Below are 21,607 nucleotides of genomic sequence, written 5' to 3' on the forward strand. Positions count from 1 at the left end.
AGGTCCCTTCCGTCGTCACTTGCCGGTGGCGGGGGTGTCCTCGCCGAGCAGCTTGCCGTCCGAGGTCTCGAACTGCCGCTTGAAGGCGTCGACGGCGTCCGAGATGGCACCGATGGTGTCATCGGACATCTTGGCGCCCTCGCGGATGCTGGTCAGCAGGTCCTTCTTCTCCCGGCGGAGGTGGTCGAGGAGCTCGCGCTCGAAGCGGCGGATGTCCGCGACCGGCACGTCGTCCATCTTGCCGTTGGTGCCGGCCCAGATGGAGATGACCTGGTCCTCGGTGGCCATCGGCGCGTACTGGTCCTGCTTGAGCAGCTCGGTCATGCGCTGACCGCGGCCCAGCTGGGCCTTGGAGGCCGCGTCCAGGTCGGAACCGAAGGCGGCGAACGCCTCCAGCTCGCGGTACTGGGCGAGGTCCACACGGAGGCGGCCGGACACCTGGCGCATGGCCTTGTGCTGGGCCGAGCCACCGACGCGGGAGACCGAGATACCGACGTTCAGTGCCGGACGCTGGTTGGCGTTGAACAGGTCCGACTCCAGGAAGCACTGGCCGTCGGTGATGGAGATGACGTTGGTCGGGATGAACGCCGAGACGTCGTTGGCCTTGGTCTCGACGATCGGCAGACCGGTCATCGAGCCGGCGCCCATGTCGTCGGAGAGCTTGGCGCAGCGCTCCAGCAGACGCGAGTGCAGGTAGAAGACGTCGCCCGGGTACGCCTCGCGGCCCGGCGGGCGGCGCAGCAGCAGGGAGACGGCGCGGTAGGCGTCGGCCTGCTTCGAGAGGTCGTCGAAGATGATCAGGACGTGCTTGCCCTGGTACATCCAGTGCTGGCCGATGGCCGAGCCGGTGTAGGGCGCGAGGTACTTGAAGCCCGCCGGGTCGGACGCCGGGGCGGCGACGATGGTGGTGTACTCCAGGGCACCGGCCTCCTCCAGCGCGCCGCGCACGGACGCGATGGTGGAGCCCTTCTGGCCGACGGCGACGTAGATGCAGCGGACCTGCTTCTTCGGGTCGCCGGAGCGCCAGTTGTCGCGCTGGTTGATGATCGTGTCGACGGCCAGGGCGGTCTTGCCGGTCTGGCGGTCGCCGATGATCAGCTGACGCTGGCCGCGGCCGATCGGCACCATGGAGTCGACGGCCTTGTAGCCGGTCTCCATGGGCTCGTGGACCGACTTGCGGACCATGACGCCGGGGGCCTGCAGTTCAAGGGCGCGGCGGCCTTCGGTCTCGATCTCGCCGAGGCCGTCGATCGGGTTGCCCAGCGGGTCGACGACGCGGCCCAGGTAGCCGTCGCCCACGGCGACCGAGAGCACCTCGCCGGTGCGCTGCACCGGCTGGCCCTGCTCGATGCCGCTGAACTCGCCGAGGATGACCGCACCGATCTCGCGCTCTTCGAGGTTCAGCGCGAGGCCGAGGGTGCCGTCCTCGAACTTCAGCAGTTCGTTCGCCATGGTCGAGGGCAGACCCTCGACCTTCGCGATGCCGTCGCCGGCCTCGCTGACCGTCCCGACCTCTTCGCGCGAGGCCGCGTCCGGCTTGTACGCCTGGACGAAGTTCTCCAGTGCGTCCCGGATCTCCTCCGGCCGGATCGTGAGCTCCGCCATCTGGGTTCCCTGCTCTCCTTGTTGGGCCCGAAGTTACGTGCGGTGTCCGGGGGCTCGTCCCCCACGGGCTTTCCGCTTACGGCCCAACTCGGGCCGCCGTCGTGCTGGTGCTGTTCTCCGGGGCGTCGTCCGGACCACGGCCGGACCTGTCGGTCCGGCGGGTCCGGTGTCCGGCCGCCGGGTGTGCAGCTCTTGAGTTGGTGGCTGGGTCAGCCGGCCATCCGACGGGCTGCCTCGTCGAGGCGGTCCGCGATGGTCCCGTTGATGACCTCGTCGCCGATCCGGACCTGGACGCCGCCGAGGACCGCGGGGTCCACGTCGAGGTTCAGGTGGATCTGCCGTCCGTACAGTGCGGCCAGTGCCGCGCCGAGGCGCTGCCGCTGTCCGTCGCTGAGCGGCACCGCGGAGGTGACCACCGCGACCATCCGGTCCCGGCGGGCCGCCGCCAGCTTGGAGAGGGCGTCGAGCCCTGCCTCCAGGCTACGGCCCCGCGGCTGTGCGACAAGACGGATCACCAGCCGCTCGGTGACCGGGTTGGCCCGGCCGCCCAGCAGCGTGTGCAGCAGCTCCGTCTTGGCGGAGACCGTCGCGCTCCGGTCGGTGAGGGCGCGGCGGAGCTCGGCGCTGGACGCGATGATCCGGCCGAACCGGAACAGCTCGTCCTCGACGTCGTCCAGCCGTCCGTCCCGCTGGGCCGCGACGAGGTCGGCGCTGTAGGCCAGCTCCTCGATCGCGTCCGGCAGGTCGCGCGAGCGCGACCAGCGGGCCCGGACCATTCCGGTCACCAGGTCGAGCGTGGCCTCGCCGACCTGGCCGCCGAGCAGCCGCCGGGCCAGCTCGGCCCGCGCCTCGGCGGGCTGCGCCGGGTCGGTGAGGACCCGACGCAACGACACCTCGCGGTCGAGCAGAGCGGTGACGGCAGCCAGCTCCTCGGCGAGGTTCGCCGCGTCGACGGAGGTGTTGTCCGTCAGCGCGTTGAACTGCTCGCGTGCGGAGGCGAGTGCCTCGCGGCTCGCTCCATTCATCGGCCGGCCTCAGCCTTCGTCACGTCCGACGCCGTCTTGGCCTCGAGGTCGTCGAGGAAGCGGTCGATGGTCCGGCTCTGCCGGGCGTGGTCCTCGAGGGACTCGCCGACGAGCTTGCCGGCCAGTTCGGTGGCGAGCTTGCCCACGTCCTGGCGCAGCGACTGGGCGGCCGCCTTGCGGTCCGCCTCGATCTGGGCGTGGCCGGCGGCGATGATCTCCTCACGCTGCCGCTGGCCCTCGGCGCGCATCTCGGCGATGAGCGTCGCGCCCTGCTCCTGCGCCTCCTGGCGCAGACGCGCGGCCTCGTGGCGGGCGTCGGCGAGCTGGGCCCGGTAGTCCGCGAGAACCTGCTGCGCCTCGGCCTGAGTCGCCTCGGCATCCTCGATACGGCCTTCGATCTGCGCCCGGCGCTCGTCCAGAACCTTGTTGATGTTCGGGAGGAGCTTCTTGGCGAGGAAGCCGAAGACGATGAAGAAAGCGATCAGGCCGATGACCAGCTCCGGAATCGGCGGGACGAGGGGGTTCTCGGGAACCTCCACCGCCAAGTTCAGGGCGTTCACATCAGTGCCTTCCGTCTGAATGGATAGTCGATGCGGCTTCGGCTTACTTGTAGACGAAGCCCATGACGATGCCGATCAGGGCGAGCGCCTCACAGAAGGCGAAACCCATCATCTGGTTGGTGCGGATCAGGCCGGCGGCCTCGGGCTGGCGGGCCAGGGCCTGGGTGCCGTTACCGAAGATGATGCCGACGCCGACGCCGGGGCCGATGGCGGCGAGGCCGTAACCGATCGACGCGACGTTGCCAACCAGGGTGGTCTTGGCGTTGTGATCGAAGTCGCCAGCGGCGGCGAGGTGGTTGACCATCTCGAGAGCAGCGGACATGCCGTTACTTCCTTCTCGTTTCACGGACCGGTGGGGGTTGGCCACCGGACAGCTGTTGGGGTGGGAGGCGGGGTGCTCAGTGGTGCTCGGCGAGCGCGCCCTGGACGTAGTTGCAGGCCAGAAGGACGAAGATGTACGCCTGGATGGCCTGGATGAACAGCTCGAAGGCCGTCATCAGGAGGGTCATGACGAACGAGGCGCCGGCGTAGGCGAAGCCGATGCCGTTCATCAGGTACCAGCTCGCGACGGTGAACATCACGATCAGCAGGTGGCCCGCGAACATGTTCGCGAAGAGTCGTACCGCGTGGGTGAACGGCCGGATGATGAGGTTCGAGAGAAGCTCGATGGCCATCAGCAGCGGCAGGACCCAGCCGAGCGACTTGTCATAGCCGGTGAAGTTCTTGAAGGCGCCGACGAAGCCGTGCTTCTTGAAGGTGAGGAAGACCCACAGGATGTAGACGATCGCGGCGAGGCCCGCGGGGAAAGCGATGATCGACGTCACCGGGAACTGGGCGACCGGAATGATCGACCACAGGTTCATGATCCACACGAAGAAGAACAGCGAGACCATGAAGGGGACGTACTTGTCGCCTTCCTTCTTCCCCAGCGCGTCGTAGACGAGCCCGCGGCGGACGAAGTCGTAGCCCGCCTCGCCGATCATCTGGAGCTTCCCGGGCACGACCTTCGCCCGGCCGAATGCAGCCCAGAAGAACCACACCACGACGACCGTGCTGAGCAGTGCCAGCAGCATCGGCTTGTTGAACTCGAAGCCGCCGATCTTGAAGAGCGGCTCGAAGACAAAGTTATGGAGCCCGGGAGCATCAAAGCCGCACCCGGAAAAGATGTGGCAGTCGGTCTCGAAGGCGAGCATCGTGTCAGCACTCACCGCGAGCTCCTTCAGCGTGGCGCATAGGTACGGCAACCTCGTTGTGTCGGCGCGGCGTTGAGCCACGGAGCGGCACTGGACTGGTCTTACGGATTGGGGGGCGGCTGGTCGGCGCAGAGCCGGACCGGATCACAGGCATCGGCCGCGAGAACTTCCCGGTCCGCTTCGTGGACTCCGGGAGCTCAGCCGCCTGCGCCATCAGCGCCGCAGTTGGCACCGGACGATAGCAGGCCCGCGTGAGGCCGTTTATCTCGGCCCTACGTGTCACGTCGGCGACCCCGCCGTCTCGGCCGTCTCGGCCTTCGCGGAGTCGGGATCCACGTACAGGATCTTCGCCTTCATATGTCCGCGCGTCTGGGCGGCGATCCATACGAGGGTGGCTGCGAGCAGGGTGAACGCAAATGCCTTGGTGTCGAAGAGAGTTGTGTCCTTGAAGGCGATGAGGAACACCAACACGAACAGGATCTGCACCGTGTACAGCAGCAGGCCCATCATCTGGAACAGCTGCGGAAGCTTCTTGGCGGTCTGCTGCAGGGCGAAGAGGCCGGCCCCCATCACCAGCAGCACCAGCACGGTGCCGACGACGCCGCCGATCGCTCCCGTGACGCCGGCGACCAGACCGCTCACGGCGACGGCGACGGCGCCGGCGGCAACGGTGGGCACGGCGGCGTGAAGAAGGAGTCGGGCGTCATTCGACTGCATGGTGGCGCTCCGGCATTGGGTGGGGGTGTGTCGTCAGGGACGAGCGTAGACCCGGCCTGAGGGAGAACCTGAGGCCAAGGGACCGTCGCACTACGGCCCTTCGGCTCTGCCGCCGGGTTTCGTGAACGGTATCACAAACTATTTGATGAGGTCTTTACCTGGTCCGTGTGGATCCTGTCACACCTGAGAGTGACGGCGCCCATAGGTGCACTGACGGGCCGTCGTTTGTCTGGTATGGGTTCAACCATCCCGATTCCCGACGCACGTTCGGGCGACCCCGGACCCTCTCAGTGATGACTCCCCGCCTTCCGGCGGTCCACGAAACGTGACCGGTCGCCGATCGCCGTGGCGCCGTGGATCCCGGCCGGAACGGCCGGCCGGCGATCCTCCCCCGCCGCCTCGTCGGCCGTGCCGCCCGCGGTCTCCGCCCCCGGCGCGGCCGTGCCGGCGACCGCCCGGACGACCCGGCGGTAGCGCGGCGGCACCAGCCGCTCGGCCCAGAGCGGGGCCCGCGGGGTGAAGCGCGGCAGCAGGAGCAGCACCAGGCCGACGGCGCTGAGCAGCACGATGCCCAGGACGATCCACATGCTGGCGTCGTTCGCCGAGTACGCCACCGCGCCGAACGCGATCAGCGCCGACCAGAAGTACATGATCAGCACCGCGCGGCTGTGGGAGTGGCCGATCTCCAGCAGGCGGTGGTGCAGGTGCCCGCGGTCCGCGGCGAACGGCGACTGGCCTTTCCAGGTCCGCCGCACGATGGCCAGAATCAGATCCGCGACCGGCACCGCGATGATCGTCAGCGGCAGCAGCAGCGGGATGTAGACCGGCACCATCGCATGGGTGGCCTCGCGCAGACCGCCGGCCTTCTGGTTGAGCAGGTCGGGGTCGACCTGGCCGGTCAGCGAGACCGCGCCGGCCGCCATCACCAGGCCGATCAGCATGGAGCCGGAGTCGCCCATGAAGATCCGCGCGGGGTGCATGTTGTGCGGCAGGAAGCCCAGGCACATGCCCATCAGGACGACCGAGAACAGCGTCGCCGGCGCCGCCGCCTCGATGCCGTAGCCGAACCAGAGCCGGTACGTGTACATGAAGAACGCGGCCGCGGCGATGCAGACCATGCCGGACGCCAGGCCGTCCAGGCCGTCGACGAAGTTCACCGCGTTGATGGTGATGACGACCAGCGCGACGGTCAGCAGCGTGCCCTGCATCGGGGTCAGCGCGACGGTGCCGATGCCGGGGACCGGGACGTAGAGGATCGTCAGGCCCTGGAGGACCATCACGCCCGCGGCGATCATCTGGCCGCCCAGCTTGACCAGGGCGTCCACGCCCCACTTGTCGTCGAGCACGCCGAGGATCCAGATCAGCGCGGCGCCGGAGAGCAGCGCGCGGGGCTCGTTGGTCTCGAAGACGCTCTTGAGGTTGGTCAGGTGCCCGGCCACCAGCAGCCCCGCGCACAGCCCGCCGAACATCGCGATCCCGCCCAGCCGGGGGGTCGGCTCGCGGTGCACGTCACGGGCGCGGATCTCCGGCACGGCACCGGCGGCGATCGCGAACTTCCGCACCGGGCCGGTGAGCAGGTAGGTCACCGCGGCAGTGACGCACAGCGTCAGCAGGTATTCACGCACGGGCTGCCCCATCGAGATAGCTGGCCATCACAGCCCCACACCTTATGCGCGTCCGCCCCCGGGCCGTGAACACGGGGAATACCCGAGAGGACGCCGGGGCCCCGGCCGGCGGTTCCGCGGACCGGGCGGATCAGGACCGATCGGGATAGGGCGGGAACCGGCCGACCAGTCCCGCGACGGCCGCGCGCACCGCGCCCTCCTCCCGCAGCGCCGCCCCGATCAGCTCGGCGATCCGGTGCATCTCGGCCTCCCCCATGCCCTGGGTCGTCACCGCGGCGGTGCCCAGCCGGATCCCGGTCGGGCACGGCGCGGACCGCGCGGACCGCCCGCCGCCCGGCAGCGCGCAGGTGTCCAGCACGATCCCGGCGGCCGCCAGCCGGCCGCGGGCGGTGCGCGCGTCCGTGCCGAGCCCCGCGGTGTCCGCGGTGATCAGGTGGGTGTCGGTGCCGCCGGTGGTGACCGCCAGGCCCTCCGCGGCCAGCCCGTCGGCCAGCGCCCGGGCGTTGGCGATCACCTGCTGCGCATAGCCGCGGAACGCGGGCGTGGCGGCCTCCGCGAAGGCCACGGCCTTGGCGGCGACCGCGTTCATCTGAGCACCCCCCTGGGTGAACGGGAACACCGCACGGTCGATGCGGTCGGCCAGCCGGGCCCGGCACAGGATCATCCCGCCGCGCGGCCCGCGCAGCACCTTGTGGGTGGTGGCGCACACCACATCGGCGTACGGGACCGGGCTGGGCGCCGCGCGGCCCGCGATCAGCCCCATCGGATGGGCCACGTCGGCGATCAGGTACGCGCCGGTCTCGTCGGCGATGTCGCGGAACGCGGCGTAGTCGATGTGCCGCGGATAGGAGATCGAGCCGCAGACCAGGGCCTTGGGGTGGCGCTCGCGGGCCAGTGCGCGGATCGCGTCGTAGTCGAGCAGCCCGCTCTCGCCGTCGACGCCGTAGCCGGCGAAGTCGAACCAGCGGCCGGAGAAGTTGGCCGGCGAGCCGTGCGTGAGGTGCCCGCCGTGCGGCAGGGACATCGCCAGGACGGTGTCGCCGGGGCGCAGCAGGGCGGCGTAGGCGGCCAGCACGGCCGAAGACCCCGAGTGGGACTGGACGTTGGCGTGTTCGGCGCCGAACAGGGCCTTGGCGCGCTCCACCGCGATCCGCTCGGCGAGGTCCACGATCTCGCAGCCGCCGTGGTGCCGGGCGCCCGGATAGCCCTCGGCGTACTTGTTGCCCAGCGGGGAGCCGAGGGCGGCCAGCACCGCGGGCGAGACGAAGTTCTCGGCGGCGATCAGCTGGAGCCCCTCGCTCTGCCGGGCGCTCTCGGCCAGCAGGACGCCGGCGATCTCCGGGTCCTGGTCCAGCAGCGTGGCGAAGTCCGGTGAGCCGGGCGGGCGGGTCAGTTCGTCGCGGGCGGCGGTCCGCGCCTGCCGCTCCGCGGTCTCGGCCGCCTCGGCGGTCCGGGCGCGGTCGGCCGGGGCGCGGCCGGTGGCGGAGGTACGGCGGGATGACGCGGTGGTGGCGGGCATCGCTGGCTCCGGGCCTCGTACGGGGACCAGGGCACGTCGCACGTGCCCCCAGGGCCCGTCCGGACCTCGTGCTCCCGGGCAGGCCCCAATCCCAATGTAGGCGCGGCAGGGGGTTCGGGCGCGACGGGTGGGGCGTCGGGGGCCCGGGGCCGGCCCACGGGCCGCAGAGGGCCCTCCAGGGCCGTTCCCCGGGGTGGTTACGCCGGTGCCGGGACCCCGGTGAGGGCGGTGACGACCGGGTCGAGCGCGCGGTTGATCTCGTCGCCGATCGAGCGGAAGAACGTGATCGGCGCGCCGTAGGGGTCGTGGACCTCGTCGGACTCCGGGTTGGGCGCCAGCAGCCAGCCGCGCAGCGCGGCGGCCGCGCCGACCAGCGCACGGGCCCGCTCGACCAGTCCGCCGTCGGGCAGGCCGGGGTCGGGCGCCGGCAGGGTGGCCGGATCTATGGCGCGAACCAGCCGGTTGAACTCCTTGAGGGTGAAGGTCCGCAGGCCGGCGGAGTGCCCCATCGAGATCACCTGCGCGCGGTGGTCGCGGGTGGCGGTGAGCACCAGGTCGGCGCGGATGACGTGCTCGTCGAGCAGTTCGCGGCCGATGAAGCCGGCCGGGTCCGCGCCGTAGTCGGCGAGGACGGTGGCGGCGTGGGCCTCCATGGGGGCGCCCTCATGGCCCCAGGTGCCCGCGCTCTCCACGAGGAGCCCGCAGCCGCGGACCGCCTGCGGGGTGCCCAGCCGCTCCTGCAGCGCATGGCGGTGCAGCCGCTCGGTGATCGGCGAGCGGCAGACGTTGCCGGTGCTGACGTGGAGGATCCGGAAGCAGGGCGCGGGGTCCGCCGGGACGAGGAGGGGTTCGTCGCCTCGTCCCGCTATGCCACGCCCCTGCGGCGGGGGCATCAATGCGACACCTCGAGCTCGGGTACGACCTTGCGGAGCTCCTCCGCGCTGATCGCGCCCTCGCGCAGCAGCACCGGCACCGGGCCGGTGACGTCCACGATCGAGGACGGCACGGCGGCCGGGGTCGGGCCGGCGTCGAGGTAGACGGAGACGGAGTCGCCGAGCATCTCCTGGGCGGCGTCGCAGTCCTGCGGCGACGGATGGCCGGTGAGGTTGGCGCTGGAGACCGCCATCGGGCCGAACTCGGTGAGCAGTTCGATCGCGACGGGATGCAGCGGCATGCGGACCGCGACCGTGCCGCGGGTCTCGCCGAGGTCCCAGGTCAGCGACGGCTGGTGCCGGGCGACGAGGGTGAGCGCCCCCGGCCAGAACGCGTCGACCAGCTCCCACGCCTGCTCGGAGAACTCGGTGACCAGGCCGTGCAGGGTGTTGGGGGACCCGACCAGGACCGGGGACGGCATGCCCCGGCCGCGGCCCTTGGCCTCCAGCAGGTCGCCGACGGCCTCCGGGCTGAAGGCGTCCGCGCCGATGCCGTAGACGGTGTCGGTCGGCAGCACGACCAGCTCGCCGCGGCGGACGGCCGAGGCGGCCTCACGCAGGCCGGTCGCGCGGTCGGTCGCGTCGCTGCAGTCGTATCGCCGTGCCATTAGCGGTCCTCCTCGTGCGGAACGGTTACGCGGAACGAATAAGCGGATGCATCGGCTGCCTCGGGCGCCGGGGCGGTGCGGTTCATGGCGTCGCCCGGCGCGCGGTGGCGAATCGGGGCCGGTTGTTGAGGTCGGGGTGGTCGGCCGCGTCGGCCCAGCCCCGCTCCTCGTTGAAGATCCACGGCACCTGCCCGCCCTGGGTGTCGGCGTGCTCGACGACGACCACGCCGCCGGGCCGCAGCAGGCGGTGTGCGGTCCGCTCGATGCCCCGGATGGTGTCCAGGCCGTCCTCGCCGGAGAACAACGCCAGCTCCGGGTCGTGGTCGCGGGCCTCGGGGGCGACGTACTCCCACTCGGTGAGCGGGATGTACGGCGGGTTGGAGATCACCAGGTCGACCTGCCCGTCCAGCTCGGGGAGCGCGGTGAGCGCGTCGCCCTGGTGGAGAACGACGCGGGACCCCTCGACGTTCTTGCGGGCGTAGCCCAGGGCGTCGTCGGAGAGCTCCACGGCGTGCACCCGCGAGCGGGGGACCTCCTGCGCCAGGGCGAGGGCGATCGCCCCCGAGCCGGTGCACAGGTCGACGATCAGGGGCTCGACGACGTCCATGGCGCGCACCGCGTCTATGGCCCAGCCGACCACCGACTCGGTCTCCGGGCGGGGCACGAACACCCCTGGCCCGACGGCGAGTTCGAGGTAGCGGAAGAACGCCCGGCCGGTGATGTGCTGGAGCGGCTCGCGCGCCTCGCGGCGGGCGACGGCCTCCCAGTAGCGGGCGTCGAAGTCCGCGTCGGCGACCGTGTGCAATTGGCTGCGCTTGACGCCGTGCACATGCGCGGCCAGCTCCTCCGCGTCGAAACGCGGCGAGGGTACGCCGGCGTCGGCCAGCCGCTGGGTGGCCTGGGCCACCTCCGCGAGCAGCAACGATCGGGAGCTCGGGGGGCGTCCCCCGGAATCGTGCGGCACTGGTCCTCCAGCCGATACGTCCTGGGTCTTGCGGTCTTACTGGGCGGCGGCGAGCTTGGCCGCCGCGTCGGCGTCGACGCACGCCTGGATGACGGGGTCCAGCTCGCCGTCGAGCACCTGGTCCAAGTTGTACGCCTTGAAGCCCACCCGGTGGTCCGAGATGCGGTTCTCCGGGAAGTTGTACGTGCGGATGCGCTCCGAGCGGTCGACGGTGCGCACCTGGCTGCGCCGGGCGTCGGACGCCTCCCGCTCGGCCTCCTCCTGGGCCGCGGCCAGCAGCCGCGAGCGGAGGATGCGCAGGGCCTGCTCCTTGTTCTGGAGCTGGCTCTTCTCGTTCTGGCAGGAGACCACGATGCCGGTGGGCAGGTGGGTGATCCGGACCGCGGAGTCGGTGGTGTTGACGGACTGGCCGCCGGGGCCGGAGGAGCGGTAGACGTCGATCCGCAGGTCGTTGGCGTTGATCTCGACCTCGACCTCCTCGGCCTCGGGCGTGACCAGCACGCCGGCCGCGGAGGTGTGGATGCGGCCCTGCGACTCGGTGGCGGGCACCCGCTGGACGCGGTGCACCCCGCCCTCGTACTTCAGCCGCGCCCAGACGCCCTGCCCGGGCTCGGTGGCGCCGCCTCCGCCCTTGGTCTTCACCGCGACCTGGACGTCCTTGTAGCCGCCGAGGTCGGACTCGTTGGCGTCGAGGATCTCGGTCTTCCAGCCGGCCCGCTCGGCGTACCGCAGGTACATCCGCAGCAGGTCGCCGGCGAACAGCGCGGACTCCTCGCCGCCCTCGCCCGCCTTGACCTCAAGGATCACGTCCTTGTCGTCGCTGGGGTCGCGCGGGACGAGCAGCAGCCGCAGCTTCTCGGTGAGCTGCTCGCGGCGGGCCTCCAGCTCCTTGACCTCGTCGGCGAATTCCGGGTCGTCCGCGGCCAGTTCCCGGGCGGTCCCGATGTCGTCGCCGGTCTGCTTCCAGGAGCGGTAGGCGGCGATGATCGGGGTCAGCTCGGCGTAGCGCTTGTTGAGCCGCATGGCCTCGCGCTGGTCCGCGTGGACCGCTGGGTCGGCCAGCCGCTTTTCGAGGCCGGCGTGCTCGCCGACCAGTTCTTCGACCGCCTCGAACATCGTGTGTTCCTCTGCTGACTGCTGGTGTGGCTTCCCGGGGCGGCTGTGCCCCACTGCCGCGGTGCGGCGGGCGTCCCCCGGCCGGGCGGGCAGAGGGTACGGACGACAAAGACGCCGGTCCGGTCCCCCCTGATCCGGGGGCGACCGGAGACCGGCGCCTTGCGGGTCGCTACTTCTTGGCGGCCTGGGCGGACTTGCCGAAGCGGGCCTCGAAGCGGGCCACGCGGCCGCCCGTGTCCAGAATCTTCTGCTTGCCCGTGTAGAACGGGTGGCACTCGGAGCAGATGTCGGCGCGGATGGTGCCGCCGGCGACGGTGCTACGGGTGGTGAAGGACGCGCCACAGGTGCAGCTGACCTGGGTCTCGACGTACTCCGGGTGGATGTCGCGCTTCAAGGGATTCTCCTAGGTTCGGGAGTGCACCGGGTCGTGGCGCGGATTGCGTCACGTGAACCGGGGCCGACGGTCCAGTCTGCCAGCACTGGCCGTATCTCCCAAAACCGGGGTACGGCCGGAGCTATTCCCCGCCCGCCTGTCCGGCGTTCCCGAGGGCCGGCGGGCGGGCGACGGGCCGGGGTACGGCTACTTGACGTAGTGGGACGTGCCGCCCTTGTCACCCGCCGAGCCCTTGATCGCGGACTTGGGGATGGCCTGGTCGTGGCGGAGTGCGTCCCAGACCATGCGGCCCTGGGTGGCCAGCGGCAGCACCCGGTCGGGGTTGACCGGGTCGTAGGTCACCGGGAGCGTCACCATGTCGATGCCGTCGGAGGGTATGCCGCCGAGTTCCTTGGCCAGGCCGGTCAGCGCGGTGACGGAGTTGAGGTCGGTGTCGGCGGTGACGGCCTTGGTGGCGGTGTCGGCGATGTTGTAGAGCTTGCCCGGGTTGGAGAGCACGCCGACGCTGCGGACCTGCTTCATCAGTGCCTTGACGAAGGTCTGCTGGAGCTGGATGCGGCCCAGGTCGCTGCCGTCGCCGCCGGGGACGCCGTGCCGGGTGCGCACGAGGCCGAGGGCGTCCTCGCCGCCGAGGGTGTGCGTGCCGGGCTTGAGGTGCAGGTGGCTGTACTTGTCGTCGATCGCCTTGGTGGTGGTGATCTGCACCCCTCCGAGGGCGTCGATGAGCTTCTTGAAGCCGGTGAAGTCGACCTCGACGAAGTGGTCCATGCGGATGCCGCTCATCGACTCGACGGTCTTGACGGCGCAGGCCGGGCCGCCGACCTCGAAGGCGGTGTTGAACATCGCCCGCCGCTGGCCGGGGACGGTCCGGCCGTTGTCGGCGCAGTCGGGCCGGGTGACCAGGGTGTCCCGGGGGATGCTGACGACGCTGGCCTTCTGGTGGCCCTTGAAGACGTGGACGACCATCGCGGTGTCGGAGCGGGCGCCGCCCTCGTCCCGGCCGTAGGAGGAGTTCTTGCCGGAGCGCGAGTCGGAGCCCATGACGAGGATGTCCATGGAGCCGTTGTCGACGTTCTGCGGACGGTCCTTGCCGAGGGCGGCGTTGATGTCGACGCCCTTGAGGTTGCCGTTGAACTTGAAGTAGAGGTAGCCGAGCCCGGCGCCGCCGAGCAGGACGACGCCGACCAGCGCGCACAGCGCGGTGGTGAGGGCCCGGCGGCGCCGGGTGGGGGTCTTGCGCCGCCGTCCGGTGGCACGTAGGGAACGGCCGCGGTCCCCGGCCGGCCGCGCGGGCCCGTCGTTGTGCGCCATGTGTTCCTCAGTCCTTCGTCGTCGACTGCGCCCCGCCGTCGCCCTGTCGCAGGCGGTCGATCGCCCAGTCAGACGGGAGGCCGACCGGAAGGGTTGCACAGCGCGTTATGAGCGTTTTCTTAGAAGAACGGGGCGCACGGGACCGCCGCAGAGCCGCGGAGGCGGCTCTCACCAGGGCTTTTGTCGCGGCGCGCGGTCCGGCGGAATCCGTCTGCGCGGTACGGATCTGTGCGAAAGGTCTCAAGCGGGGCACAGTGCCGCGCGACGCGGGTCACACCCGGCACGGAAAGCGCCCGGGCCCCCTCACCACGGTGGGTGAGGGGGCCCGGGCGACGTGCGGCGCGGCCGCGGGCGTCAGTCGTTGCCGTTGCCCGTGGTCGGCGTCGTCTTCTGGATCTGGAGCAGGAACTCCGCGTTGGACTTCGTCTGCTTCATCTTGTCCAGCAGCAGCTCGATGGCCTGCTGCTGGTCCAGCGCGTGCAGCACCCGGCGCAGCTTCCAGACGATGGACAGCTCGTCACTGCCCATCAGGATCTCTTCCTTGCGGGTGCTGGACGCGTCCACGTCCACCGCGGGGAAGATGCGCTTGTCGGAGAGCTTGCGGTCGAGCTTGAGCTCCAGGTTGCCGGTGCCCTTGAACTCCTCGAAGATCACCTCGTCCATCCGCGAGCCGGTCTCGACCAGCGCGGTGGCCAGGATGGTCAGCGAACCGCCGTCCTCGATGTTGCGCGCGGCGCCGAAGAAGCGCTTCGGCGGGTAGAGCGCGGTCGAGTCGACACCACCGGACAGGATGCGGCCGGAGGCGGGCGCCGCGAGGTTGTACGCGCGGCCCAGGCGGGTGATGGAGTCCAGCAGCACGACCACGTCGTGACCCAGCTCCACGAGCCGCTTGGCGCGCTCGATGGCCAGCTCGGCGACGGTGGTGTGGTCCTCGGCCGGGCGGTCGAAGGTCGAGGAGATGACCTCGCCCTTGACCGACCGCTGCATGTCGGTGACCTCTTCCGGACGCTCGTCGACGAGGACGACCATCAGGTGGCACTCGGGGTTGTTGCGGGTGATCGAGTTGGCGATCGCCTGCATGATCATGGTCTTGCCGGTCTTCGGCGGGGCCACGATCAGCCCTCGCTGGCCCTTGCCGATCGGGGTGACCAGGTCGATGATCCGGGTCGTCAGCCCGCCCGACTCGCCCTCCAGGCGCAGCCGCTCCTGCGGGTAAAGGGGCGTCAGCTTCCCGAACTCCGGCCGCTGGCGGCCCTGTTCGGGCGCCATGCTGTTGACGGTGTCCAGGCGCACCAGCGCGTTGAACTTCTCGCGCCGCTCGCCGTCCTTGGGCTGGCGCACCGCGCCGGTGACGTGGTCGCCCTTGCGCAGGCCGTTCTTGCGGACCTGGGCGAGCGAGACGTAGACGTCGTTCGGGCCGGGGAGGTAGCCGGAGGTCCGGATGAACGCGTAGTTGTCGAGGATGTCGAGGATGCCCGCGACGGGGATCAGCACATCGTCCTCGGCCAACTGCGGCTCACCGGCGAAGTCCTCGCGGCCACGGCGCCCGCGGCGGTCGCGGTAACGGCCGCGCCGACCGCGCCGGCCGCCCTCGAAGTCCTCCTCGTCGGCGTCCCGGCGGTCCCGCTGGCGGTTGCCGCCCTGGCCGCCGTCGCCCGCGTCGCCCTTGCGGCGGTCGCGGTCCCGGTCACGGTCGCGCCGGCCGCGCTCGCCCTTCTGGCCGCGGTCCTGGCGGTCCCCGCGCTCCTGGCGGTCGGCGCCCTTGGCGGGCCGGCCCTCGCCGGTCTCCTGCGGGGCGACCGTCTCGGTCCGGGCCTCGGTCTTGACCGCGGTGGCGGCCTCGGCCTTGGCCTCGGTGCGGACCTCGGCGTCCGGGCTGCCCGCGGGGGCGGTGGCCCGACGGCGGCGGCGCTCGCCGGCCGGCGCCTCTTCGGCGGCGCTGCCCTGCGGCGAGGGCTGGCCGGGGATGTCGATCTGCTGCTGGGCCCCGGCCTTCTCCGCGGTCCTGGCCGTCCTGGCGGCCTTCTCGGTCTTCGCCGCGGGCTCGGCACCGGCCTCGCCGGTGCGGGCCTTGGAGGTCGTACGGCGCTTGGGCTTGGTCTCGGTGTCTGCGGGGGCGTCGGCCTTGGCGGCGGTCCCGGAGCCGGCGGCCTGCTTCTCCTTGATGACCTCGATCAGCTGGCTCTTGCGCATCCGCGCGGTGCCCTTGATACCGAGGCCGGAGGCAATCTGCTGCAGCTCTGCCAGGACCATGCCCTCAAGGCCGGTGCCGGAACGGCGGCGCCGCGTGGTGGCAGGCGCGGCGGGAGCGTCCGTGGCGGGCGTGGTGGCACTGCCATCGGTGCGCGCGCCCATCAGATCGGTGGTGTCGCTCACGAAGGGTCCTTCCCTGGAGCGGGCGTCGGCCTGTCTGGCTCGGCGACCGGTTGTGCTGTCCGGCTGGGTCCTTAGGTCTTGCGGACCGGGCCGGGGCGGTGGTCCGCCGGATACGGCGGAAAGATCAATTCATGGCTTCGGCGTGAAGATCTGGGGTGTGTCTTTTGTCGTCACGCCGATTCCGGAGCGTGCTCACTCCTGCTCAGGACAAAAGCTCCAAGCAGTTGGGGAGGCTCCCGGAAGAAAGTGGTCCCGATGGGGGACACGAAGCACCGCGCCACACTGGCGTCGAGTACTGACTTGAGGTTAACACTACCGGATCCAACAAACATTCCCCCTCTCCAAGACCGGCGATCGGTGATCGCTCGGTGCGATCACCCGGCGAGCGGCAGCACACACGTACCGGCCGCGTCGAGGGTCAGCCGGTTGGCGGCCCACCCCTCGCCCGCCAGCGCCGCGACCTTTTCGGCCGCCGCCTCTTCGACCAGTGCGAGCACCGTGGGGCCCGCACCGGAGATGACTGCGGGGACGCCGTCCGCGCGCAGTCGGTTCACCAGGGCCATGCTCTCCGGCATCGCCGGGGCGCGGTAGTCCTGGTGAAGTCGGTCCTCGGTCGCGGCGAGCAGCAGCTCGGGGCGCCTGGTCAGCGCCTCGACGAGCAGTGCCGCGCGGCCGGCGTTGGCCGCGGCGTCCCCGTGCGGGACGGTGCGCGGGAGCAGTCCGCGGGCGGTCGCGGTCAGCACGGGTTTGCCGGGCACGAAGACCACCGGAACGATGGAATCGGCCGGATCCATCCGGATCGCCCGCGCCGTGCCGGTGTCCGTCCAGGCGAGCGTGAAGCCGCCGAGCAGGCAGGCGGCGACGTTGTCGGGGTGGCCCTCGATCTCGTTGGCGAGTTCCAGCAGCGCGGCGTCGTCGAGCTTCTGCTCGCCGCCTATGGTCACGGCGCGGGCGGCGACGATGCCGGCGCAGATGGCTGCGGAGGAGGAGCCCAGGCCGCGGCCGTGCGGGATGCGGTTGGCGCAGACGATCTCCAGGCCGCGCGGCTGCCCGCCGAGCAGGTCGAAGGCGGTGCGCATGGCCCGTACGAGCAGATGGCTCTCGTCGCGCGGCAGCGTCCCGGCGCCCTCGCCGGCGATGTCGACGTGCAGGCCGGAGTCGGCGACCCGCACCACGACGTCGTCGTACAGACCCAGGGAAAGTCCCAGGGCATCGAAGCCGGGGCCGAGATTGGCGCTGGTGGCGGGGGTGCGCACCCGGACGGCGGCGGCGCGGAACGCGGGACCGGCCATCGCTCGATGACTCTCCTTGGTTGATGCTGCGGTACTGCCCCCGAGCGCAGCACCGCGTTGCCGAGGTGCCGGGACGGCTCGTGGGGTCTGTTCTGACCTGCCCTGCACACCACTGCGTTATGCCGTGGGGAGGGGAGTTGCTGCCAGCCTATCGAAGGAAGGTTCTGTCGCGACATAGGGCGCACAGGAGGCGCACGATGCGTGTCGCGCACCGTCCTCCGCCCCGACACCGCATTTGCAGTGTTTGCAGCGTTTGCCGGGGCGTGCCGCGACGTGCGCGGTACGCGGGGGCGACGGCCGGCCCGGCCGTCGCCCCCGCACGTCGTCGCAGGTCCGGAGGGGCGTCCGGGCCGGTCAGGCGAGGCCGAGCCGCTCGGCGGCGGCGTCGGCGTCGATCGGGACCGTGACCGGCTGCGGCGCGCCGGCCACCGCCCAGTCGGGGTCCTTGAGGCCGTTGCCGGTGACCGTGCAGACGATCCGCTGGCCGGGGTCCACCCTGCCCTCCTCGGCGGCCTTGAGCAGACCGGCGACCGAGGCGGCCGAGGCGGGCTCCACGAAGACGCCCTCCTTGGCGGCCAACAGGCGGTAGGCGGCCAGGATTTGACGGTCCGTCACGTCCGCGATGAGGCCGCCGGACTCGTCCCGGGCACGCTCGGCGAACTCCCACGAGGCGGGGTTGCCGATCCGGATCGCGGTGGCGATGGTGTGCGGGTCCTTCACGACCTCGCCGCGCACGATCGGGGCGCTGCCGGACGCCTGGAAGCCCCACATCCGCGGGGTGCGCGCGGCGAGGCCGTCGGCGGCGTACTCGCGGTAGCCCTTCCAGTAGGCGGTGATGTTGCCGGCGTTGCCGACGGGCAGCACATGGATGTCCGGGGCGTCGCCGAGCATGTCGACGATCTCGAAGGCGGCGGTCTTCTGACCCTCGATCCGCACCGGGTTGACGGAGTTCACAAGTGCGACCGGGTACTTCTCCGAGAGGCCCCGGGCCAGCGTCAGACAGTCGTCGAAATTTCCGTCGACCTGGAGGATCTTCGCGCCGTGGACCAGCGCCTGGCCCATCTTGCCGAGCGCGATCTTGCCCTGCGGGACCAGCACCGCGCAGACCATCCCGGCCCGGACCGCGTAGGCGGCGGCCGAGGCGGAGGTGTTGCCGGTGGAGGCGCAGATGACGGCCTTGGCGCCCTCCTCCTTGGCGCGGGTGATGGCCATCGTCATCCCGCGGTCCTTGAACGAGCCCGTGGGGTTGGCGCCCTCGACCTTGAGGTGCACCTCGCAGCCGGTGCGCTCGGACAGCACCTGGGCCGGTACCAGCGGCGTACCGCCCTCGCGGAGGGTGACGACCTCGGTCGTCTCGCCGACCGGCAGCCGGTCGCGGTACTCCTCGATGATTCCGCGCCACTGACCGTTCGCGGTGGTCACGGTGGAATTGGCAGACATGGGTTCCTCTACTCCCCTTCGACCCGCATGATGCTGACGACACCGCGGACGGTGTCCAGCTCGCGCAGTGCCCCGACCGTCGACGACAGGGCCGCGTCGGTCGCTCGGTGGGTGACGACGACGAGGTCGGCCTCGCCGTCCCTTCCCTGCTGACGGACCGTGTCGATCGACACGCCGTGTTCGGCGAAGACCGTCGCGACCTGCGCCAGGACGCCCGGCTTGTCGGCCACGTCGAGGCTGATGTGGTAGCGGGTGACGACCTCGCCCATCGGGCTCACGGGGAGCGCGGTGTACGCGGACTCCCCCGGCCCGGTGGCACCGGCGAGCTTGTTGCGGCAGACCGCGACGAGGTCGCCGAGGACCGCGGAGGCGGTCGGCGCGCCGCCCGCGCCGGGACCGTAGAACATCAGCCGGCCGGCCGCGTCGGCCTCCACGAAGACCGCGTTGTACGCCTCGCGCACGGAGGCCAGCGGATGGGTCAGCGGGATCATCGCCGGGTGCACCCGCGCGGTCACCGAGGCGCCGTCCGCGGCCCGCTCGCAGATGGCCAGCAGCTTGACCGTGCAGCCCATCCGCTTGGCGGAGGCGATGTCCGCGGCGGTGACCTCCGTCAGCCCCTCGCGGTGCACGTCGTCGATGGTGACGCGGGTGTGGAAGGCGATCCCGGCGAGGATCGCGGCCTTGGCGGCGGCGTCGAAGCCCTCGACGTCGGCGGTCGGGTCGGCCTCGGCGTACCCGAGTGCGGTGGCCTCGTCCAGTGCCTCGCTGTAGCCGGCGCCGGTGGTGTCCATCTTGTCGAGGATGAAGTTGGTGGTGCCGTTGACGATGCCGAGGACGCGGTCGACCTTGTCGCCGGCGAGCGACTCGCGCAGCGGCCGCACCAGCGGGATCGCGCCGGCGACCGCCGCCTCGTAGTACAGGTCGGCGTTGTGCTTCTCGGCCGCCGCGTGCAGCGCCGCGCCGTCGGCGGCCACCAGGGCCTTGTTGGCCGACACCACGCTCGCGCCGTGCTCGAAGGCGGTGGTGATCAGGCCACGGGCCGGCTCGATGCCGCCGATCACCTCGATGACGACGTCGATGTCGCCGCGTTTGACCAGCGCGGTCGCGTCGGTGGTGATCAGCTCGGCCGGGATCCCGGCCCGCACCCGCTCCGGGCGGCGGACGGCGATCCCGGCGAGCTCCACCGGCGCGCCGATGCGGGCCGCGAGGTCGTCGGCGTGCGTCGTCATGATGCGCGCCACCTCTGAGCCGACCACACCACAGCCCAGCAGCGCCACCTTCAGCGGACGCGTACGCATCATTCGACCTCGTCTTTTCTTCGATCCAGCAGTTTCATGCCCGGTCACACACCAGTTTCCTGGTCATGCACCAGTCTCACGCACCGGACGGCCGTTTCCGCCGTTCGTCCGGATGCCGAGACATTTATTTCATCCGGGGCCCGGACCCGGCGATCCGGCCTACCCGACATCCAACCGCAGGAGATCTTCCTCCGTCTCCCGCCGGACGATGACCCGGGCCGCACCGTCCGCGACCGCCACCACCGGCGGCCGCAGCGCGTGGTTGTAGTTGCTCGCCATGGACCGGCAGTACGCACCGGTGGCGGGCACCGCGAGCAGGTCGCCGGGCGCCACGTCGGACGGCAGGAAGGCGTCGCGGACGACGATGTCGCCGCTCTCGCAGTGCTTGCCGACGACGCGCGAGAGCATCGGCTCCGCGTCCGACGTCCGGGAGGCCAGCACCACGCTGTACTCCGCGTCGTAGAGCGCAGTGCGGATGTTGTCCGACATCCCGCCGTCCACGGAGACGTACGTCCGCAGCCCTTCCAGCTCCTTGACCGTGCCGACCTCGTAGAGCGTGAAGGCGGTCGGGCCGACGATCGCCCGGCCCGGCTCGACCGAGAGCCGCGGCACCCGCAGCCCGGCCGCCTCGCACTCGCGGCCGACGATCTCCCGCAGCGCCTTGGCGATCTCGTGCGGCTCCCTGGGGTCGTCGTCCGAGGTGTAGGCGATGCCGAGGCCGCCGCCGAGGTCGATCTCCGGCAGCTCCACGCCGTGCTCGTCGCGCACCTCGGCGAGCAGCTGCACCACCCTTCGGGCGGAGACCTCAAAGCCGGCCATGTCGAAGATCTGCGACCCGATGTGGCTGTGGATCCCGATGAGTTCGAGCCCGTCCAGCCGCAGCGCCCGGCGCACCGCCTCGGCGGCCTGGCCGCCGGCCAGCGCGATGCCGAACTTCTGGTCCTCGTGGGCGGTCGCGATGAACTCGTGGGTGTGCGCCTCGACGCCGACGGTCACCCGGATCTGCACCCGCTGCCGCCTGCCGAGCCGCTGGGCGATGTGCGCGACCCGCACGATCTCCTGGAACGAGTCGAGCACGATCCGTCCGACGCCGGCCTCGACGGCCCGGGTGATCTCCTCGGTGCTCTTGTTGTTGCCGTGCAGGGCGATGCGCTCGGCGGGCATTCCGGCGGCCAGCGCGGTGGCCAGCTCGCCCCCCGAACAGACGTCGAGGTCGAGGCCCTCCTCGTTCAGCCACCGCACGACGGCCCGGGACAGGAACGCCTTGCCCGCGTAGAAGACGTCGGCGTCCGGTCCGAAGGCGTCCTTCCAGGCCCGGCAGCGCGCCCGGAAGTCCTCCTCGTCGAGGAAGTACGCCGGGGTGCCGAACTCCTCGGCGAGCGCGGTCACGGACAGCCCGCCGACCGTCACCGCGCCGTCGGCGTCGCGCCGGACGGTGCGGGACCAGACCCGCGGGTCAAGGGAGTTGAGATCGGCGGGCGGCCCGGCGTAGTGCCCCTCGGGCAGTACGTCGCCATGCCGGGGCCCTGCGGGGTGTGCGGAACGGCTCATAACGGAAACGGTCCCCTCAAGATCGTTCAGAGGTCCTGACCGGGGCAGTCCTCGGCGCGCTCCGCGGGTGTTCGGACGCGT

19 protein-coding genes are annotated in these 21,607 nt (G+C 71.2%); all 19 read right to left on the bottom strand.

All coding sequences use genetic code 11. The annotated features are described in order from the left end of the window. Nucleotides 1-15: 15 nt before the first annotated feature. The 19 genes from atpA to lysA all read right to left on the bottom strand — a co-directional run bounded on the left by atpA (nucleotide 16) and on the right by lysA (nucleotide 21,526). Entirely contained in the window at nucleotides 16-1,605 is a 1,590-nt protein-coding gene (gene atpA / locus B073_RS0100285; protein ID WP_018536087.1) for a F0F1 ATP synthase subunit alpha, read from the bottom strand. Nucleotides 1,606-1,814: 209 nt separating this feature from the next. After that, nucleotides 1,815-2,630: a F0F1 ATP synthase subunit delta gene (locus tag B073_RS0100290; RefSeq protein ID WP_018536088.1), complete on the bottom strand. Its 816-nt coding sequence runs from the start codon at nucleotides 2,628-2,630 to the stop codon at nucleotides 1,815-1,817. Then, complete coding sequence (locus tag B073_RS0100295) at nucleotides 2,627-3,190, bottom strand: F0F1 ATP synthase subunit B (protein ID WP_018536089.1); 564 nt, start codon at nucleotides 3,188-3,190, stop codon at nucleotides 2,627-2,629. The genes B073_RS0100290 and B073_RS0100295 overlap by 4 nt, the downstream gene beginning before the upstream one ends. 43 nt (nucleotides 3,191-3,233) lie before the next feature. After that, complete coding sequence (atpE, locus tag B073_RS38755; RefSeq protein WP_018536090.1) at nucleotides 3,234-3,512, bottom strand: ATP synthase F0 subunit C; 279 nt, start codon at nucleotides 3,510-3,512, stop codon at nucleotides 3,234-3,236. A 76-nt stretch (nucleotides 3,513-3,588) separates the two neighbouring features. Beyond that, nucleotides 3,589-4,383 carry a F0F1 ATP synthase subunit A gene (gene atpB / locus B073_RS0100305; RefSeq protein ID WP_018536091.1) on the bottom strand — a complete coding sequence of 265 codons (795 nt, stop codon included), beginning with the start codon at nucleotides 4,381-4,383 and terminating at the stop codon, nucleotides 3,589-3,591. 279 nt (nucleotides 4,384-4,662) lie between these two features. Further along, the gene (locus B073_RS0100310; RefSeq protein WP_018536092.1) at nucleotides 4,663-5,100 is read right to left on the bottom strand and encodes a hypothetical protein; all 438 of its coding nucleotides are present in this window, start codon (nucleotides 5,098-5,100) and stop codon (nucleotides 4,663-4,665) included. A 287-nt stretch (nucleotides 5,101-5,387) separates the two neighbouring features. Continuing rightward, nucleotides 5,388-6,737: an MraY family glycosyltransferase gene (locus B073_RS0100315; RefSeq protein WP_018536093.1), complete on the bottom strand. Its 1,350-nt coding sequence runs from the start codon at nucleotides 6,735-6,737 to the stop codon at nucleotides 5,388-5,390. Between the two features lie 118 nt (nucleotides 6,738-6,855). Next, the gene (gene glyA / locus B073_RS0100320; protein WP_018536094.1) at nucleotides 6,856-8,244 is read right to left on the bottom strand and encodes a serine hydroxymethyltransferase; all 1,389 of its coding nucleotides are present in this window, start codon (nucleotides 8,242-8,244) and stop codon (nucleotides 6,856-6,858) included. A gap of 197 nt (nucleotides 8,245-8,441) precedes the next feature. Beyond that, entirely contained in the window at nucleotides 8,442-9,137 is a 696-nt protein-coding gene (locus tag B073_RS0100325; RefSeq protein WP_018536095.1) for a low molecular weight phosphatase family protein, read from the bottom strand. Then, the gene (locus tag B073_RS0100330; protein ID WP_018536096.1) at nucleotides 9,137-9,784 is read right to left on the bottom strand and encodes an L-threonylcarbamoyladenylate synthase; all 648 of its coding nucleotides are present in this window, start codon (nucleotides 9,782-9,784) and stop codon (nucleotides 9,137-9,139) included. The genes B073_RS0100325 and B073_RS0100330 overlap by 1 nt, the downstream gene beginning before the upstream one ends. A gap of 82 nt (nucleotides 9,785-9,866) precedes the next feature. Then, nucleotides 9,867-10,748, bottom strand: coding sequence for a peptide chain release factor N(5)-glutamine methyltransferase (prmC, locus tag B073_RS0100335; RefSeq protein ID WP_078507842.1), 882 nt, complete (start codon nucleotides 10,746-10,748; stop codon nucleotides 9,867-9,869). A 36-nt stretch (nucleotides 10,749-10,784) separates the two neighbouring features. Next, nucleotides 10,785-11,864: a peptide chain release factor 1 gene (gene prfA, locus B073_RS0100340; RefSeq protein WP_018536098.1), complete on the bottom strand. Its 1,080-nt coding sequence runs from the start codon at nucleotides 11,862-11,864 to the stop codon at nucleotides 10,785-10,787. Nucleotides 11,865-12,033: 169 nt separating this feature from the next. Beyond that, entirely contained in the window at nucleotides 12,034-12,258 is a 225-nt protein-coding gene (gene rpmE, locus B073_RS0100345) for a 50S ribosomal protein L31 (RefSeq protein ID WP_018536099.1), read from the bottom strand. 186 nt (nucleotides 12,259-12,444) lie between these two features. Next, nucleotides 12,445-13,569 carry an LCP family protein gene (locus B073_RS0100350; RefSeq protein WP_018536100.1) on the bottom strand — a complete coding sequence of 375 codons (1,125 nt, stop codon included), beginning with the start codon at nucleotides 13,567-13,569 and terminating at the stop codon, nucleotides 12,445-12,447. A gap of 354 nt (nucleotides 13,570-13,923) precedes the next feature. Further along, nucleotides 13,924-15,945: a transcription termination factor Rho gene (gene rho, locus B073_RS0100355; RefSeq protein ID WP_018536101.1), complete on the bottom strand. Its 2,022-nt coding sequence runs from the start codon at nucleotides 15,943-15,945 to the stop codon at nucleotides 13,924-13,926. Nucleotides 15,946-16,319: 374 nt separating this feature from the next. Beyond that, a complete protein-coding gene (gene thrB, locus B073_RS0100360) occupies nucleotides 16,320-17,237 on the bottom strand; it encodes a homoserine kinase (protein ID WP_018536102.1) in 918 nt (305 codons plus the stop codon). A 354-nt stretch (nucleotides 17,238-17,591) separates the two neighbouring features. Further along, nucleotides 17,592-18,677: a threonine synthase gene (gene thrC, locus B073_RS0100365; RefSeq protein WP_051093874.1), complete on the bottom strand. Its 1,086-nt coding sequence runs from the start codon at nucleotides 18,675-18,677 to the stop codon at nucleotides 17,592-17,594. An 8-nt stretch (nucleotides 18,678-18,685) separates the two neighbouring features. Continuing rightward, entirely contained in the window at nucleotides 18,686-19,978 is a 1,293-nt protein-coding gene (locus tag B073_RS0100370; RefSeq protein ID WP_018536104.1) for a homoserine dehydrogenase, read from the bottom strand. A gap of 156 nt (nucleotides 19,979-20,134) precedes the next feature. Further along, the gene (gene lysA, locus B073_RS0100375; RefSeq protein WP_018536105.1) at nucleotides 20,135-21,526 is read right to left on the bottom strand and encodes a diaminopimelate decarboxylase; all 1,392 of its coding nucleotides are present in this window, start codon (nucleotides 21,524-21,526) and stop codon (nucleotides 20,135-20,137) included. Nucleotides 21,527-21,607: the final 81 nt, after the last annotated feature.

It is taken from the genome of Streptomyces sp. MspMP-M5, from assembly GCF_000373585.1.
GTDB lineage: Bacteria > Actinomycetota > Actinomycetes > Streptomycetales > Streptomycetaceae > Streptomyces.